This is a genomic window from Epilithonimonas hispanica (genome assembly GCF_003385395.1).
GTDB lineage: Bacteria > Bacteroidota > Bacteroidia > Flavobacteriales > Weeksellaceae > Epilithonimonas > Epilithonimonas hispanica.
The window spans coordinates 1-16,764 of the sequence record NZ_QNUG01000004.1; the positions used below are offsets into that span (position 1 = coordinate 1).

Consider the following 16,764-nt stretch of genomic DNA (forward strand, 5'->3'; position numbering starts at 1 on the left):
GTCTTGATACCTTTGACACAAAATGGTTCACCCTGTTTCTTGTGAATGATTTTTAAATTATAAATCTAATCTTGTATTTTTTATTTTGCAAACTAAAGGGCACAAAGGATTCAACAAAAGAACACAAATTTTAGTGAGCCTTGTGTAAACTTTGAGTTTTTGTGGTTAGAAAGATTTATTTTGAAGCATCGGAACAAATTTATAAACGCCAAATTCCTCTTTCTCAAATTGAGTTTCCGATATTTTCGTAAATCGATAAAGAACCTGCTCATCCGTTTTCCCTAACGGAATTACCATTTTTCCGCCAACTTTTAATTGTTTCAGAAGTTCGGTTGGAAGAATCTCCGCGCCACACGTTACGAGAACTTTATCAAAAGGGGCAAATGTTGGTAAACCAGCAAAACCGTCTCCGAAACTTTGAAATTTTGGTCTAAGATTCAATTCTCGCAGAATCTTAGTAGAAAAATTGTACAAGTCCTTTTGACGTTCAATCGTGTAAACCAAAGCTTTCATTTGGATCAAAACGGCAGTCTGATAACCACAACCTGTTCCAATTTCTAAAATTTTTTCACCTTCATTGACTTCTAGCAATTCGGTTTGCTCGGCAACCGTTGAAGGATGAGAAATAGTTTGTTTCGCAGCAATAGGAAAAGCGCGGTCTTCATAGGCATAATCTTCGAAAACACTTTCTATGAAAAGGTGTCTTGGCACTTCGTTCATTGCACCCAGAACAAAAGAATCGGTAATCCCGATTTTCTGATGAAGATAATCTATTAATTGTTTTCTTTTGCCTTTGTGAACGTAAGTATCTCTCATTATTCTAATTAGAGGTTTTTAAATCTAGTCTGCAATTTCGGAAGGAAAAATTTAAAATCCAAGCAAGAATCATTATTTTAAAAATTTATTAAAAATCAAAACCTTAATTAGATTAAACTTTATAAATTTGATTGTTTTTTTATTAAAAACTTAAATATTATTTCAATTAATTGAATGAACAAATGAATGTTATGCAGAAATTAAGAGCTTACATCAAAGGGACAGGATCTTATGTTCCTCCAAAAATTTTAAAAAATGATTTTTTCGAAAAAGTAGGTTCTTCCGACGAGTGGATTTTTAAAAACCTGGGAATCAAAGAACGCCGAATTGCAGAAGGTGAAGTCACCAGCGATTTGGCTTATAAAGCAGGTTTGAGAGCTCTGGAAAATACAGACGTCACACCAAAAGATATCGACCTGATTATTGTTGCCACTTCTACCCCAGACAGACAAGCACCATCAACAGCGTGTTTTGTTCAGGAAAAAATGGAAGCGCCTCAAGCTGTGGCTTTTGATATTTCTGCAGTTTGTTCTGGTGGCCTTTATGGAATTGCAATTGGTTGTCAGTTCATTGAAACAGGAATGTATAAAAATGTGCTTGTGATTGGCGCTGATACTTTTTCAACGATTACCGACTGGGAAAGAAAAGATTCGGTTTTCTTTGGCGATGGCGCTGGAGCTATTTTGCTATCGGCTACGACTGAAGATAAAGGTTTTATGGATTTCAAACTTCACGCAGACGGAACCGGAAAATACCATTTTAATATTCCTGCAGGCGGTTCAGAAATGCCAGCTTCGGAAGAAACTTTGAAGCAAAAACTCCATTATTTCCAAATGAACGGTAAAGAAGTTTTTGAAACTGCAACTAGAGTTTTGCCTGAGACAATTAATGAAATTTTAGATGCCAACAAACTGACTTCTGATAATGTAGATTGGGTGATTCCTCATCAGCCAAGTATTAGAATTTTACAAGAAACCGCTAGAAAAACCAATATCCCATTCGAAAAAGTAATGACGAATATGGATAAATATGCCAACACTTCCGGCGGAACAATCCCAATTGTTCTGGATGAGACTTATAAAAGCGGCCGTATAAAACCTGGTAATCTTTTACTTTTTGCAGCTGTTGGTTCCGGATGAACTTGGGGGACAGCACTTTATAAAGCGTAAGATAATTCATTAATTTTTAATTATTAATTGTTAATTAGCAATATGTTAGATAATCAAACTTTCCTTATTACCGGAATTGCAGATGAAAATTCTCTTGCAATGACAACCGCTGAAAAAATCCTTTCCAACAATGGAAAAGTGATTTGTACAGGATTAGGTGTAACTCCTTTTCACAAAAACCTTTCTGAAAAAGCAGAATCTTTCCTCAATAAAAATTATGAAGACTTCGAAAATGCCTGCAAAAAAGTTTTAGGCGACGATGTTTATACTGCTCCACTTGATGTGACTTTACCAGAAAGTTTAAACTATTTTGCTGATGACTTGAAAACGAAAGATATTAAGCTAAATGGTTTTCTTCACGCGATTGCAATGGACAAAACCATTAGAAACAAAGCTGTAAAACCAATGCTGGAAGTAACAGCGGAAGAATTCAATGACACGATGAATGTGTCTGCGTTTTCTCTAGTTACGCTTTGTCACGCTTTACTTGCGAATGAAGTTTTGCAAAATGGAGCTTCTATTGTTTCATTAAGCTACATTGCCGCGGAGAAAGTTTCGTTTTTTCCTTATATCAATATGAGTATTGCGAAAGCTGCGCTTGAAAGACTAACGATTGAAATGGCTTACGAGCTCGGAAAAAAATATGGAATCCGTGCCAATGCGATTAGATTTTCACCTTTTATGGGAAGTAAAGCAGGTAATGCTACTTTGAAAGTTGAAGATGTTGAAAGAGCCAATAGAATCAGTCCGCTTGGAAATGCACTTCCTGAAGATTTGGCTCACGAGATTGTTCATCTTTTCCGAAAAGAAACCAGAATCACAGGTGAAATCCGTCACGTGGATGGTGGTTTTCATATTATGGGATAGATTGGGTTCGAGTGTTAGAGAGTTGGGGTGTTGGAGAGTTTATAGGAAGTCTTCGACTCCGCTCAGACTGGCAAATCTAAACTACAGTTTATTTTCAGTAATGTCAGGCTGAGGCTCTCGAAGCCTTTCATAGATTTAAATTCATTAAAAAATATTTCGATAAAGATTCAAGTTGCAATTTTGTGGCTTGAATTTTTATTTAGTTAAATTGCATCATCAAAATTATTTTAAAATTTATGAGACAGATAAAGACTGCTTTGTTGGCTTATGGCGGTTCTGGAAAATTATTTCACGCTCCATTTCTTGAAGTAAACGATGGTTTCAAATTAATAGGCGCTTACGAACGAAGCAAAAAAAATATACAAACCGATTATCCGAATGTTAAAAGTTTTGATTCTTTGGAAGAAGTTTTGGAAAGTGATGCAGAATTAATTGTAGTTAATACGCCAATTGATACACATTTCGAATTCACAAAGAAAGTTTTGGAAGCTGGAAAACATGCTTTGGTAGAAAAAGCTTTCACAACAACTTCTGGTGAAGCGGAAGAACTGCATCAACTTGCAAAAGAAAAAAATCTAAAACTCTGCGTGTATCAAAACCGACGATATGACAGCGATTTCCGAACTGTGAAAAAGGTGTTGGAAGAAGAATATCTTGGAGAAATAGTAGAAGCGGAAATCCGATTCGAAAGATATAATCCAGAGTTGAGTCCGAAAGCGTGGAAAGAAAACGGAAATCCAGGAGCCAGTATCTTGATGGATCTTGGTTCTCACGTGATTGACCAAGCTTTGACATTATTCGGAAATCCAGAAAAGGTTTTTGCTGATATCAGAAAAACGAGAGATAACACTCAGATTGATGATTATTTTGACATTCTGCTTTATTATCCTGACAAACGTGTAAGATTAAAAGCCAGTTTCTTCGTTAAAGAAATGACACCTTCTTACGTTTTCCACGGCAAGAAAGGAAGTTTCTTAAAACACAGAGCAGACATCCAAGAAGATGAATTAAAACTTGGAAAAATACCGAATCGTGACAGTTGGGGAACCGAACCTGAGGACAAAACCGGACTTTTGGTTTACAATGACAGAGTTGTTAACTTCCCAACCTTTCAAGGGAATTATCTGGATTTCTACGATGACCTTTACAATGCAATTGTGAATGACAAGAAAGTTCCAGTAACTGCGAAACAAGCTTACCATACAATGAAAGTGATTGAAGCAGCGAAAGAAAGTTCCGAGAAAGGATGTGCTGTTGATTTGTAAAAATAAATGTTTAAAGAAATTTTTGAATATATCAACACCATTATTTCGGTGCTTCGCACTTTTTTGAAACTCTCAGAGCCTATTTAAAATTAGTAAAAACCACATAGTCACATAGAAAATCTCAATATTAAGTGCTAAAAAGAAAAAATAGAAGCACAATTTTTCCTATTTTTTCTTTATTTTAATAAAAGCTATGTGTCTATGTGGTTGTAAAATCATTTCTGATAAAAATTTAAACAGGCTCTCAATCATTTCTACCAATATATCACTGCTTCGCAGTTTTAATGACAAGACTCAGAATCATAAAAAATTCTGAGTCTTTTTTTATGTTGAGTTCCTTTAATTCTTAAATTTACGACTTTAACAAAATGAGTTATGAAATCGCCGTAATTCGGAAATGCAAATACCGATAAAATTTTAGCGATTGCATATGACCATAACAATAATCTAAATCAACATATGATAAAAGCAGGACTTGTAGGAGCTGGACATTTGGGGAAAATCCATTTGAGATTACTGAATCAATCTGAGAAATATGAACTCGTTGGTTTCCACGATAAAGACGCAGAAAACGGACGAAAACTAGCAGCAGAATTTGGATACAAATATTTTGAAAGCTTCGAAGATTTGTTAGAAGAAATCGATATGCTGGATATTGTGACACCAACTGTCTATCACTACGATTATGCGATAAAAGCGATTGAAAAAGGCATTCATTTTTTCATCGAAAAACCTGTAACACAAACTCTGGAACAAGCGGAGGAAATCCTTTCGCGATGTAGAGAATTCGGAATCAAAGCTCAAGTAGGTCACGTTGAGCGATATAACCCAGCTTTTATTGGAGCGAAAGATTATATTAAAAATCCAATGTTTATCGAGATTCACAGATTGGCGGAGTTCAATCCTAGAGGGACAGATGTTTCTGTGGTTTTGGATTTGATGATTCACGATTTGGATATTTTGTTGAGTTTGGTTAAGTCCAAAGTAAAAGAGATCCACGCCAGCGGTGTTTCTGTCGTGAGCAAAACGCCAGACATCTGCAATGCGAGAATTGAGTTTGAAAATGGTTGTGTGGCTAACCTTACAACTTCCAGAATCTCTATGAAAGCGATGAGAAAATCTAGATTTTTCCAACAAGACGCTTACGTTTCTGTTGATTTCTTGGAGAAAAAAGCTGAAGTTATCAGGATGAAACCTGCACCAGAAAATCCGTCTGATTTTGATATGATTATCGAAAATGCGGAAGGCGAGAAAAACCAAATTCTTTTCGAATATCCAAATATCCAACCGAATAATGCAATCTTAGATGAATTAGAAAGTTTCGCCAATGCAATCGAATATGATGTTCCTGTTCAGGTTTCTTTGGAAGATGGGACTGAGGCGTTGAAAGTGGCGCTGGAGATTGTGAGGTTGATTACTAAGTAAATTGATGTTTAAGAAGTTATTTCTTTTATTAATATTACTTTCTTTTGGTAATTTATATTGTCAAGATGATGACTATGAAGTTGCTAAAAAAGAATTTGAAAATTTTGTTTTCAGTTCAGATTCAATCAAAATTCAGAATATAAAGAATACGAAATTTGAAAAAATCACCGATATCCAAGAATATCATCATTCTGTTACACGATTACTTGATTTTGGTTTAACTGAAAGCATTTACGAATTAAGATTCTCTTACCCTTTTGACATACAATATGTAAAAGGAAGAAATGTCTTTATCTTTTTATTCTATCTTCATGGAAAAGAAGTGGGAAAAATTGTAGATTATGCCCAATATAAAGATGAAGAAAAACAAATTTCTAGCAAATTAGATTCTGGAATCAATGATTATATTGTTAAACATAATCTTTTTTATAAAACCAATTATTCTCAAAAAAAATTTATTGATGATATTATAACAAAAAATGTTTACGGAGATTATTGTGGTTATTCTGGAAGTAAAGAGGAAAAAATGTTTGACTTAGAATTGGAAAAACTAAGTAATGTTGAAAGTTATGTGAATTGGATGAAATCATTTAATCCTGAAAAACAAATGTGGGGATATGATCAAATTCAGTATCTTTTGCGCAAAGAATTAATTGAGTTAGAAACTGATGAACAAAAGATTTTCAATCATATCAAAAACAGAAATGCAATCGTAGAAACTTGTTCTGATTGTAAGTTTGGTATTTTTAAAAGAGTTTTCAAAATTAAAAACAACTAACTCAAAATTTTGAATTTTAAATATTAAATCTTGAATTAATAATATGAAAAACATTGTTGTAATAGGCGCAGGAACTATGGGAAATGGGATTGCTCATACTTTTGCTCAAAGCGGATTCCAAGTGAGTTTGGTAAACGTGAAACAAGAAAATCTTGATAAAGCACTAAAAACCATCACAAGTAATCTTGACAGAATCATTGCCAAAGGAAATCTTACAGAAGAAGAAAAATCAAGTACGCTTGGCAACATTACAACATTTACAGACTTAAAAGATGCAGCTCCAAATGCCAATCTTATCGTAGAAGCTGCAACAGAAAATCTGGAATTAAAGCTGAAAATATTTGCTCAAATTGATGAGTTAGCTCCTGAGAGCTGTATTTTAGCAACCAATACCTCATCCATTTCTATCACACAGATTGCTGCGGCAACCAAACGACCAGAAAAAGTCATTGGGATGCACTTTATGAATCCAGTTCCTATCATGAAATTGGTAGAAATCATCAAAGGTTATTCTACCTCGAAAGAGACTTTTGACACCATTTTTGAGATGTCAAAAAATCTTGGAAAAGTTCCGGTTGAAGTGAACGACTATCCTGGATTTGTTGCCAACAGAATCCTGATGCCAATGATCAACGAAGCGATTGAAACGCTTTACAACGGCGTTGCAGGTGTGGAAGAAATTGACACAGTTATGAAACTGGGAATGGCACATCCAATGGGACCTTTGCAATTGGCAGATTTTATAGGTCTTGATGTTTGCCTAGCCATTCTAAACGTCATGTACGACGGTTTCAAAAATCCTAAATATGCCCCCAATCCACTTCTCGTCAACATGGTAATGGCTGGTAAAAAAGGCGTAAAATCCGGCGAGGGTTTCTACGATTATTCTGAAAGTAAAAAAGCGGAGAAAGTTTCGAAAATGTTCTTAAAGTAAACATTATGTTTTCAAAAAAGTTTCTTCTACTTCTTAATTTTCCATCATTATTTTTTGCTCAGGAAAAAATGCTTTCTGCTGATTTTGATGGTGATCATATTAAGGATAAAGTATATCTGGATTCTAATAATGGAGCGGTTGTGTATCAGCTTTCTTCTCAGAAATTCAAGAAAATATCGTCTAATCAATTTGAAGATTCTGGAGAGATCTTTTTTGATCAATCTAAAAATGGTTTCAAAGTAAAACTCAACCAGATGCGAGCTGGCTATGTTTATCAGTTTCGTTATGAAAAAGAAATCGGAAAAATGCGATTGATTGGGATGGAACGCTATGAGTTTGGACCAGCCAATAATGATGGCAGCGGAGAATCCAGCGTTAATTTACTTACCAATACTTATATCGGAGAATGGAATTATTTCGACAACAAAAAAACAAAGTTGATTAAAATCCCAACCATCAAGAAGAAAATGGTTTTACCAAAAGCTTATTTCGACAATCTTGGCAATGTTTTTTCGACTTACATAGATAAAGACACAAGCTATTATCTCGCAGAGAAAAAAAGGCTTTATAAAGAATAAATTTGAAATTAGTAATTTCAGATTACGATTAATAACTTTGTCAGAATCAGGTTTGATTCTGACATTTATTTTTTTTAAAAAACTATGATTTCCTTAAAGCTTAATTCAAAAAACGAGAAAATCCTTCAATTTCTATTGATTACAATTACTTATGGGATGATTATTTTCAGATTTTTATCGAACGAAAAAGGCCGTGTAAGTCCAGATTCTATACGATATATGAGACAATCTGCGATATTCCCAATCATAGATAACACGACTGCACCATTGGGCTATCCGCTTTTCATCAAGTTTTTTACCTTTTTTGGGATAGATGATTTCTGGAGTAGCAAAGTTGTGGGACTTTTGGCTTATACTTTTATTTTAATTTTTACTTACAAGAAGCAGTTTTTCTTCAAAGAACTGATGATTACGTCTGCATTGTTCAGTTTTGTGAGTATTTTTTCTTTTACAATGGCCGAAGCTTTGACACTTCCTTTCGTCATATTATTACTCTTCACAGCTCATCAAATTATTGAAAACAAAATCAGCCCAAGACAGAGTATTTTTTATCTTACATTGTTATTGATTCTTCTGATTAATGTCCGTTACAGCGCATTATTTTTCTGCGTCGGGAGCATTGTTTTTGGATTGATGAGCATAGGAAAAGATTATTGGAAATCGTTTGTTATTTCAGGAGTTTTAGGAATTGGTTTTTATGGACTTTATAAAATAACATTCATCGATTATTTTAACAAAGATTACATCAATTCGTTTTTGGAAATTGGCTTAAAACCTACCTCTCAATTATTATTAGAATTACTCCAAGGTTTGGCAACAACTTTTAATCCCTTCATTCATATTGCAGACCCAAATGGTGGAATTATCAATTACCCAATTTATGGGATCGGTTTATTAACCATCATTCTAATGGTCTTTCTTTTTATTAAAATCAAACTTTCCGAGACCGAAAAATTCATTTTGATGGTTTCATTGGTCACCATTATTTTATCTTACTTTATTCAATATGTTTATTCTGTAAACCCTATTGATTATAGATTACTGGCGCCATTTTCTATTGGAGTTTGGATGGTTTTCTTCAAAAAATTATTTTTAATATTAAGTGATACTACTTATGGTATTGCTTTTATGAGCTTAATGACAGGTTTTGTTTTTAGTTGGTTATCCAAAGGAGATTATCTTGAGAATAGAAAATCGATAACTCAATTTTTAGAAAATGAAAACATGATGGATGAAGAGCTTAAGTTCTTTGTAAAAGACCAAATGGATAATGACGGACAAACTGCTGAATTAATCAGCACAGTGAATCCTAAAATACAGATCACCTTCAAACCATCTGACACATTGAAAAATAATACATTAACGCGGTATAAAGTAGAAAAGAAAATCAATATCAAAAAAAATAATTATCAATAATAGTTTTCGGGATTTTTTCTATCTTTGAACCATAGAGTGATAGTCACAAATACTCTGATTTATTTTAAAATTTTATATTATGAAATTACCTAAGTTTTTATTAGCCGACAATTCTGATTTTCCAGAAGATCTTTTTGTAGTACACACAGAGTACCCACGTTTCATCCTTAACGTAGAAGAAGAGGATGTAGAATGGTTGGATGACTTGGAAGGAGATGATGAAGAAACTGTAGCTAACGAGGCTACGAAAGTTGTAGAAGAAGCCTTCAAATGGTGTGATGAAGAACTTGCTAAGTACGAGGACGAGGAAGACGAAGAATAAAAAAAAAGGAACTCAAAATTGAGTTCCTTTTTTTATGGGTTTATTTTTAAATTATTATTGTTTATTAAACTTCAACAATAGTAGATTGTCTTTGTAAAGTTCCAATGTTGTTTCTGTAACAACGTACTTGTTCACTTCTGGCAAAACGCTGAGATAGCTAGTTTCTGCGGTCATATTTTTACACATTTTTCTTGTAGAACCAATATTTTTTGTAGAAAAATTACCCGCAGATGTATCTATTATAACTTCGGAAAAATAGTTGTTGCAACCTGCATTTCCAGAAATTTTGTTCTGCTCAATCAATAATGTTGGTTTGTTGGCAACATCATCTGCTAAAACCCATTGCGTTCCCGTAACCGTAGCCTGATGTTTTCCAATTTTGGATGTATTTCCTAATCTGCTTGTACAAGAAGCAACTGTGAGAGCCACTATGGTTGTTAAAAAAAGCTTTTTCATTTTTTTTAATAATTACTTTTTCAAAGATAAGATTTTATTCCTTAACATAATATTCATACAGATTAGACTTAAAAAAGTAAATATAAAGAGTTAATACTAATTTCGCATTAATGAAAACAAAATCTATCAATTAATAAATTAATAATGAACAACTTAGCATTTTTAATTTTTAATAACTTACTTTTGCGCCCGATAAAGAATTAGATTATGAAAAAAATAGGAGAATTCCGCAAGCTTCTTGGTATTGATAAAACTGCAACTTTGAAGGATTTGAAGACTATTTATAGAAATACAATGAAGGACACACATCCTGATAAATTTGTAAATAACGAAGCTGGAAAACTGGAAGCTGAAGAAAAAAGCAAATCTGTAATAGAAGCTTATCATTTTCTTGTTAGCATCCACGAGGAAACTCAGGAAAAATATAAAGAAGAATACACAGAAACTATTACCAATTCTATTATTCAGGATTTTTATCTGGAGAAATCGATTTTGACTGTTCAGCACTTGAATGGACAAATGTTCGAATATATCGGTGTTCCAAGAAATACTTACATCAAAATGGTTAACTCAGATTCACCAAGTCGTTTCGCAAGAAGACACATCTATGGTAATTTCATTTACAGAAAGTCTGGCGAGGCAATGGCCGATTAATCTTTCTATTTTAAAATATATTGAGGCTTTCAGATTTTTCTGAGAGTCTTTTTTATTTATATCCTTCAAAGCCTGTTTAAATTTGTTTCGAAAACCACAAAAGTCACAAAGTTTTAATTTCCCTTAAGTTTATCAAAGTTCAAATAAGGATAATGGCTTCAAATGTTAGCTTTTTTGCTCTCTGAAAGATTTTCTTTTTTTGATTTTTCTTTTGTGACTTTGTGACTAAATATTTTTCATAATTTTTAAACAAACTCTAAATTAAAAACAAAAAAACCGCATCAAAAAATTGATACGGTTTCAAGGTTAAATTAAATTGAGATTAATCTACGTGTTTAGGCGTAAATCCGTCTTCACTTAGTTCTCTGTGCTCATATTCTGCTTTCATTTCTGCGTCATAATCTACTTTTTCATCTTTACCCATTCTTCTCAACATTGAATCGAATAAAGAGTACACTACCGGTACGATAATCAAGGTTAGGAATAATGATGATGTCAAACCACCGATGATTACCCAAGCCAATCCGTTGTTCATCTCCGCTCCTGCTCCTTTTGCAATCGCAATTGGAATCATACCGAAAATCATCGCAATGGTTGTCATCAAAATCGGACGAAGACGGGCGTGGTTGGCCTGAATCAAAGCGTCGTGCGTGGTAGCTCCGGCGGCTTTTCTCATATTAGCAAAATCGACAATCATAATCGCGTTCTTCGCTACCAAACCAATCAACATAATCATACCGAGCATTGTAAAGATGTTTAATGAGTTTCCTGTAATTGCCAGGATCACCATTACCCCAATCAATGCCAATGGAATTGAGAATAATACTACAAATGGATAAACAAACGAGTCATATAAGGAAACCATTACCAAATAAACCAATACGATAGCCGCCAATAATGCGATTCCTAAAGTACCGAAACCTTCGGTCTGGTTTTCCATATCACCACTCCAGATATAGCTTACACCAGCTGGTTTTGTTTTTTCATTATCCATAAACTGCGCTGCCCATTCGTTGGCTACATCACCCACAGGACGACCTACAACTTTAGATTTTACTTTTACAGAAGGTGCTTTGTCTCTACGTTCTAGCAAACTTGGTCCAGATCCCATTTTCACTTCAGCGAATTGACTTAATCTGATTTGTTCACCTTGAGGATTGGTAAACATCATGTTTCTAACATCATCAATAGACTGTCTGTTGGCATCACCAAAACGGATATTGATGTCATATTCATATTCTCCGGCTCTGAATTTTCCATCTGTATTTCCACTGAATGCTGTTTGCATCGTTTGCCCTACACTGGAAAGATTTAAGCCTAAAGAAGCCATTTTATCTCTATCAATATTCACCTGAACTTCCGGACTTCCTGAGTCAGTTGACAATTCTGCATCTACAGAACCAGGCACTTTTTTAAGTAATTCTAGGATTCTATTCGCTTCTTTGTTTGCAGTTTCGTTATCTTGAGCTGTTACAACCATTTCGATTGGTGCATTATCTGCTCCCATTAATCCGATTGGTGCTGTTTTAAACTCAACTCCGGTGAATTTTTCTTCAAGAGCTCTTTTGATTTTAGCCGATTTGATATCTGTACTTTCGTTACGTTCAGATTTATCCACTAAGATTACCTGAATCTCGGATTGATACAAAGTAGCCTGCGCACCACCAAAACCTGTGGACTGCTGACCAACTGTTGTAATCATATCCACTACATCTTTATCTTCTCTCAGATATTTTTCAACCGCAAGAGTTACTTGGTTGGTTTTTTCTACAGAAGCATCTTTTGGTAATTCCATCTGAACAAGAAACTGTCCTCTATCTATTTTAGGTAAGAATTCTCCTCCAATGAATCCAAATGCTACCAACATAAAGGAAGAAATTAAAATCATAAACGTTACAATAACAGTCATTATTCTTCTTAATGTTGATTTCAAACACCATTCTAAGATTCCACTAATCCAGTGTGTAAATTTTTCCAATTGTTTTTCGAACCAAAGAATAAATTTCTCAAATGGATTTTTCCCGGTCAAATGCACCAGTTTTCCAAATCTTGATGACAACCAAGGAATAATTGTAAATGATGCCAACAATGATAGTAATGTTGCAATAACCACGGTTACACAGAACTGCGTTAAAATATCAGAAACCAATCCAGAACTCATTGCAATTGGTAAGAATACCACCACGATTACCATGGTAATTGCTGTTACAGTAAATCCAATCTCCGAAGCTCCGTCATAGGCTGCACGGATTCTGCTTTTCCCCATCTCCATATGACGGTAAACGTTTTCCAAAACCACAATCGCATCATCCACAAGAATACCTACAACGAGTGAAAGTCCCAATAAACTCATCAAGTTTAAGGTATATCCCATCAAGTACATCCCAATCACCGTTGCAATCAACGAAACAGGAATCGAAACCATTACAATAAAGGCATTTCTGATGTTGTGAAGGAACAATAACATTACTATAGCAACCAAAATAATCGCCAAGAATAAATCGAATATTACATGGTTTGCAGCTTCTAAAGTAAATTCTGTTGTATCATCTACAATATTAATTTTAACACCTTGAGCTTTATAACTGTTCTGAACCGTACCAATTGTCTCCTGCACCAATTCTGAAACCGAAACCGCATTGGCATCAGATTGTTTTTTAATCTGCATCAAAATAGTAGACTTCTGGTTGAATCTTGCTACTTTTTCTACATCTTTCTGAGTATCAAAAACCGTTGCAATATCGGACAAACGAACCTGCGCTCCGTCTTTGTTAGAAACTACAAGATTGTTCATCTCTGCAACATCTTTGTATTTCCCAGAAAGTCTGATAGTAGAACGAGAAGTTCTGGTCTTTAAGGCGCCTGTCGGGAAATCTAGGTTGGAAGAAAGAATCGCCTGTTGTACATCTGCAATGGCAAGACCATAGCCTTGCATCTTCTTTTCATCCAAACTTACTTGAATTTCTCTTTCCTGTCCGCCTACGAGATCAACTTCTGCAACACCATTTACACGAGAAAAGATAGGCTCTATTTTTTTATCTAAAAGGTCGTAAAGATCTTTGTTATTCAACTTATCACTGGTGATACTTAAGGTCATGATTGGTAGATCGTCCAATGAGAATTTCTGCAACGAAGGCGGATCTGCATCATCTGGAAGATCTGCTAAAATAGCATTTACCTTTCTTTGCGCATCATTCAACGCATAGTTTACATCGGCTCCTGTGTTCAAAGTTACGGAGATCACGGATAAACTTTCGTAAGAAGATGACTCTACTTTCTTCACGTTTTCCAAAGAACCAACCGCATCCTCAATTTTTCTGGTTACCGAAGTTTCTACCTCACTTGGCGAAGCTCCGGGATATACCGTAGAAATAGTTACAACATTGGTTTCAAACTTCGGGATCAACTCGTACCCCATCATAGAGTAACTCAACAAACCACCCAATGTCAGAATCGTAAATAATACGATAACGAGCGATGGTCTTTTAATGGATATTTCTGCTAACTTCATCTTCTGCTTACTTTACGATATTGATTTTTGAACCGTTGTCTAGGTTGATTTGTCCACTGGTAATGACTTGCTCACCACCGTTAAGTCCGCTTAGAATTTGGACTTTATTACCATAAACTTTTCCGGTTTGAACTTTAATTAATTTTGCAGTTCCGTTGCTCACAACAAATAATTGTCCTGAGCTAACTCCATTTACGAAAGCTTCTGCAGGAACAGTTAACATATTTTGAGTTTCAGCACCATGATTGGTTTTGAAGACTGCTGTTGCGTACATACCGGCTTTTAGGTTTCCTCTGTTTTGAACTTCGATTTCTACTGGAAAATTAAGAGAAGCATCACTTTTAGGCGCAATGAAAGTAATTCTACCAGCAAAAGATTCTTCTGGTAAAACATTAACATTGATGTTTACTGTTTGCCCTATTTGGATTCTTCCCACCTGGCTTTCATCAACTAAAACAGACAATTTCAAAGAATTGATATTAACGATTTCAAACAGCGCTGTTCCAGGAGAAACCACCATTCCCGGCTCCACCATTTTTTTGTTAATCGTTCCACTGATTCCTGCTCTTACGCTGGTATCATTTACTCTTACGCCTTGTGCTCTCAATGCAGCCTGAGCGTTTTTCAGTTGTAATCTTGAATTATCAAGCTGTTGTTTTGTAACACCACCTGTTTTATATGCGTTTTCATAACGCTGGTTATCAATAATGGCATTCTGCAAATTATTCTGAGCCTGGGTCACATCCACTTCTATTGCATCTCTTTTGATGGTTGCCAAAACTTGTCCTGCTCCAACTCTAGAACCTTCTTTTACCAAAACGTTCACAATACGACCAGAAATTTCTGAAGATTGCTTGGACTCTTGTTTTGGGATAAATGTTCCGTTGGCTGAATAATCTGTATCGATATTTTCACGAGAAGCGGTAATCACGTTAACATTAATTTTGTCAACCTGCTTTGCAACTTCTTTTACTTCAGTTTCCTGTTTTTTCTTGTTGTCAGTAATTTTCCAAGCAGCCAAACCTATTAGAACAGCTGCAACGATGATATATATTAAAGTTTTTTTCATTTGATATAATTTATTTTTTTAATGACAAATGGAATCTATAAGATTTCATTTGTAATTTATTTTTTGTCAATTGAGATATTATGGATTTTGTAAAGTATTAAGTTCACCTTTCGCTTTTATCAACTTGATTTCAGCTTGTTTGTAATCTAATAATGCTGTTGTATAATTCTGTTTGGCATCTGTAAGTGCATTTTCAGAATCAAGAACTTCTGTTAAAGTTGCCAATCCATATTGATAATTAGCTTGTGTATCTTTTTGTACTTTTTCAGCCAAAGACATATTATTCTTCATACTTTCTATATTGATAATAGAATTTTCCATATTAGCAATCGAATTTTTGTAATCTAAACTCAAGCTCAACTGCGTACTTTGAATATCCTGTTCAAGATCTAAAATATCAATTTCTGCCTGCTGAATCTTTGATTTGGTAGCGCCACCAGTAAAAATCGGAATATTGATATTCAAACCAACCGCTGAATAGTCACTCCAAAGAACGCCATTATTCAATCCATTTGTTAAAGGAAATTTCTTACCCATTCCTGCCCATCCATAGTTTGCAGTCAATCCAACCGTTGGATAGAGATAAGCTTCTGTAGCTTTTAGATTATACTGAAGAAGTTCTTTGTTTTTATTAAGAACTTTAATTTCTGTACGATCATCCAAATTCACATTACCAGCAATCAATTCTGGTCTTGGCTCGATAGATTTTTCTTCCAACTCGATAGGTTTATCAATCGGAACACCCATATAAAACTTCAAAGAATTTTTAGAGAGTTCAACAGCATTCACCAATTGCTGTCTGCTTGCACTGATATTAGTTAATTGTACATTGGTTCTATCCAGATCAATTCCTTTTGCCAAACCATTATCTACTAAGCTTTTGATAACATTTCTAACTTTTTCTGTGTTAGCATAACTTACATTCAAAGTTTTAAGATTCTCTTCCTGAACAAAAACCTGATAATAAGCAGTTGCTACATTTTCAATAATCTGCTCATTGGAAAGTTGTGCATTGAGAACATAAAACTCTCTTGTAGATTTGGCTGCTTTAAGACCGGTAAAAACTCTTTGATCAAAAATAGCTTGGTTCAATGTTACCACAGCCTGAGACGCCCAAGGTTGACCCAATTGTGCTCTAATTCTTTCACCTCCAAATTCCAAAAGTGATTCTTGGATGATTGGATTATATGTCAAGCCTGCAGTAGCACTTATCTGTGGCAAAGCACCAGCTCTAGCTTCGGCAATTTTATATTCAGCTTTTTTAACTTGTAAATCAGCTTTTTTGGCTTCAGCTTTATTTTGCAAAGCTTGTTTGATTGCTTCTTGCAAAGAAATCTGTTGCTGTGCAAATGCAGAAGAAGAGCCGAAAATCATAAATGCTGCAGCTATCCCAAACTTGAGGCGATTTGCAGTTTTAAGTTTTCTATTCATAATTTATTACTTCGTTTATTTTTAATTTTTCTTTTATAACTCTTTACTCCTAAAGGACGATTCATTTTTTAAA

General features: G+C 34.6%; 15 protein-coding genes. 10 read left to right on the forward strand and 5 right to left on the reverse strand.

The window, feature by feature from the left end:
- Positions 1 to 165: 165 nt before the first annotated feature.
- Positions 166 to 816: a protein-L-isoaspartate(D-aspartate) O-methyltransferase gene (locus tag DRF58_RS02195; RefSeq protein ID WP_116032327.1), complete on the reverse strand. Its 651-nt coding sequence runs from the start codon at positions 814 to 816 to the stop codon at positions 166 to 168.
- Positions 817 to 1,007: 191 nt separating this feature from the next.
- On the opposite strand from DRF58_RS02195, the gene DRF58_RS02200 reads away from it, so the two are divergent.
- From DRF58_RS02200 to DRF58_RS02240, 9 genes are all read left to right on the forward strand, one after another.
- The gene (locus DRF58_RS02200) at positions 1,008 to 1,955 is read left to right on the forward strand and encodes a 3-oxoacyl-ACP synthase III family protein (RefSeq protein WP_116032618.1); all 948 of its coding nucleotides are present in this window, start codon (positions 1,008 to 1,010) and stop codon (positions 1,953 to 1,955) included.
- A 72-nt stretch (positions 1,956 to 2,027) separates the two neighbouring features.
- Positions 2,028 to 2,852: an SDR family oxidoreductase gene (locus tag DRF58_RS02205; protein WP_116032329.1), complete on the forward strand. Its 825-nt coding sequence runs from the start codon at positions 2,028 to 2,030 to the stop codon at positions 2,850 to 2,852.
- Between the two features lie 236 nt (positions 2,853 to 3,088).
- Complete coding sequence (locus DRF58_RS02210; protein WP_116032331.1) at positions 3,089 to 4,117, forward strand: Gfo/Idh/MocA family oxidoreductase; 1,029 nt, start codon at positions 3,089 to 3,091, stop codon at positions 4,115 to 4,117.
- A gap of 459 nt (positions 4,118 to 4,576) precedes the next feature.
- Positions 4,577 to 5,542 carry a Gfo/Idh/MocA family oxidoreductase gene (locus DRF58_RS02215; protein WP_116032333.1) on the forward strand — a complete coding sequence of 322 codons (966 nt, stop codon included), beginning with the start codon at positions 4,577 to 4,579 and terminating at the stop codon, positions 5,540 to 5,542.
- 4 nt (positions 5,543 to 5,546) lie between these two features.
- Positions 5,547 to 6,320, forward strand: coding sequence for a hypothetical protein (locus DRF58_RS02220; protein ID WP_116032336.1), 774 nt, complete (start codon positions 5,547 to 5,549; stop codon positions 6,318 to 6,320).
- A gap of 43 nt (positions 6,321 to 6,363) precedes the next feature.
- On the forward strand, positions 6,364 to 7,254 hold the full coding sequence (locus DRF58_RS02225; RefSeq protein WP_116032338.1) for a 3-hydroxyacyl-CoA dehydrogenase family protein: 891 nt from the start codon (positions 6,364 to 6,366) through the stop codon (positions 7,252 to 7,254).
- Positions 7,255 to 7,259: 5 nt separating this feature from the next.
- Positions 7,260 to 7,832 carry a hypothetical protein gene (locus tag DRF58_RS02230; protein WP_116032341.1) on the forward strand — a complete coding sequence of 191 codons (573 nt, stop codon included), beginning with the start codon at positions 7,260 to 7,262 and terminating at the stop codon, positions 7,830 to 7,832.
- 84 nt (positions 7,833 to 7,916) lie between these two features.
- Positions 7,917 to 9,248, forward strand: a complete 1,332-nt coding sequence (locus DRF58_RS02235; RefSeq protein WP_116032342.1) for a hypothetical protein — start codon at positions 7,917 to 7,919, stop codon at positions 9,246 to 9,248.
- Between the two features lie 79 nt (positions 9,249 to 9,327).
- Positions 9,328 to 9,570, forward strand: coding sequence for a hypothetical protein (locus DRF58_RS02240; protein WP_116032345.1), 243 nt, complete (start codon positions 9,328 to 9,330; stop codon positions 9,568 to 9,570).
- Between the two features lie 54 nt (positions 9,571 to 9,624).
- On the opposite strand, the gene DRF58_RS02245 is transcribed toward DRF58_RS02240, so the two are convergent.
- Entirely contained in the window at positions 9,625 to 10,026 is a 402-nt protein-coding gene (locus tag DRF58_RS02245) for an META domain-containing protein (RefSeq protein WP_116032347.1), read from the reverse strand.
- Positions 10,027 to 10,233: 207 nt separating this feature from the next.
- Between DRF58_RS02245 and DRF58_RS02250 the strand changes: the two genes are divergently transcribed.
- A complete protein-coding gene (locus DRF58_RS02250) occupies positions 10,234 to 10,680 on the forward strand; it encodes a KTSC domain-containing protein (protein ID WP_116032349.1) in 447 nt (148 codons plus the stop codon).
- Positions 10,681 to 11,002: 322 nt separating this feature from the next.
- On the opposite strand, the gene DRF58_RS02255 is transcribed toward DRF58_RS02250, so the two are convergent.
- From DRF58_RS02255 to DRF58_RS02265, 3 genes are all read right to left on the reverse strand, one after another.
- Positions 11,003 to 14,191, reverse strand: coding sequence for an efflux RND transporter permease subunit (locus tag DRF58_RS02255; RefSeq protein WP_116032352.1), 3,189 nt, complete (start codon positions 14,189 to 14,191; stop codon positions 11,003 to 11,005).
- Positions 14,192 to 14,198: 7 nt separating this feature from the next.
- A complete protein-coding gene (locus tag DRF58_RS02260; protein WP_116032354.1) occupies positions 14,199 to 15,260 on the reverse strand; it encodes an efflux RND transporter periplasmic adaptor subunit in 1,062 nt (353 codons plus the stop codon).
- Positions 15,261 to 15,338: 78 nt separating this feature from the next.
- The gene (locus DRF58_RS02265; protein WP_116032356.1) at positions 15,339 to 16,691 is read right to left on the reverse strand and encodes a TolC family protein; all 1,353 of its coding nucleotides are present in this window, start codon (positions 16,689 to 16,691) and stop codon (positions 15,339 to 15,341) included.
- Positions 16,692 to 16,764: the final 73 nt, after the last annotated feature.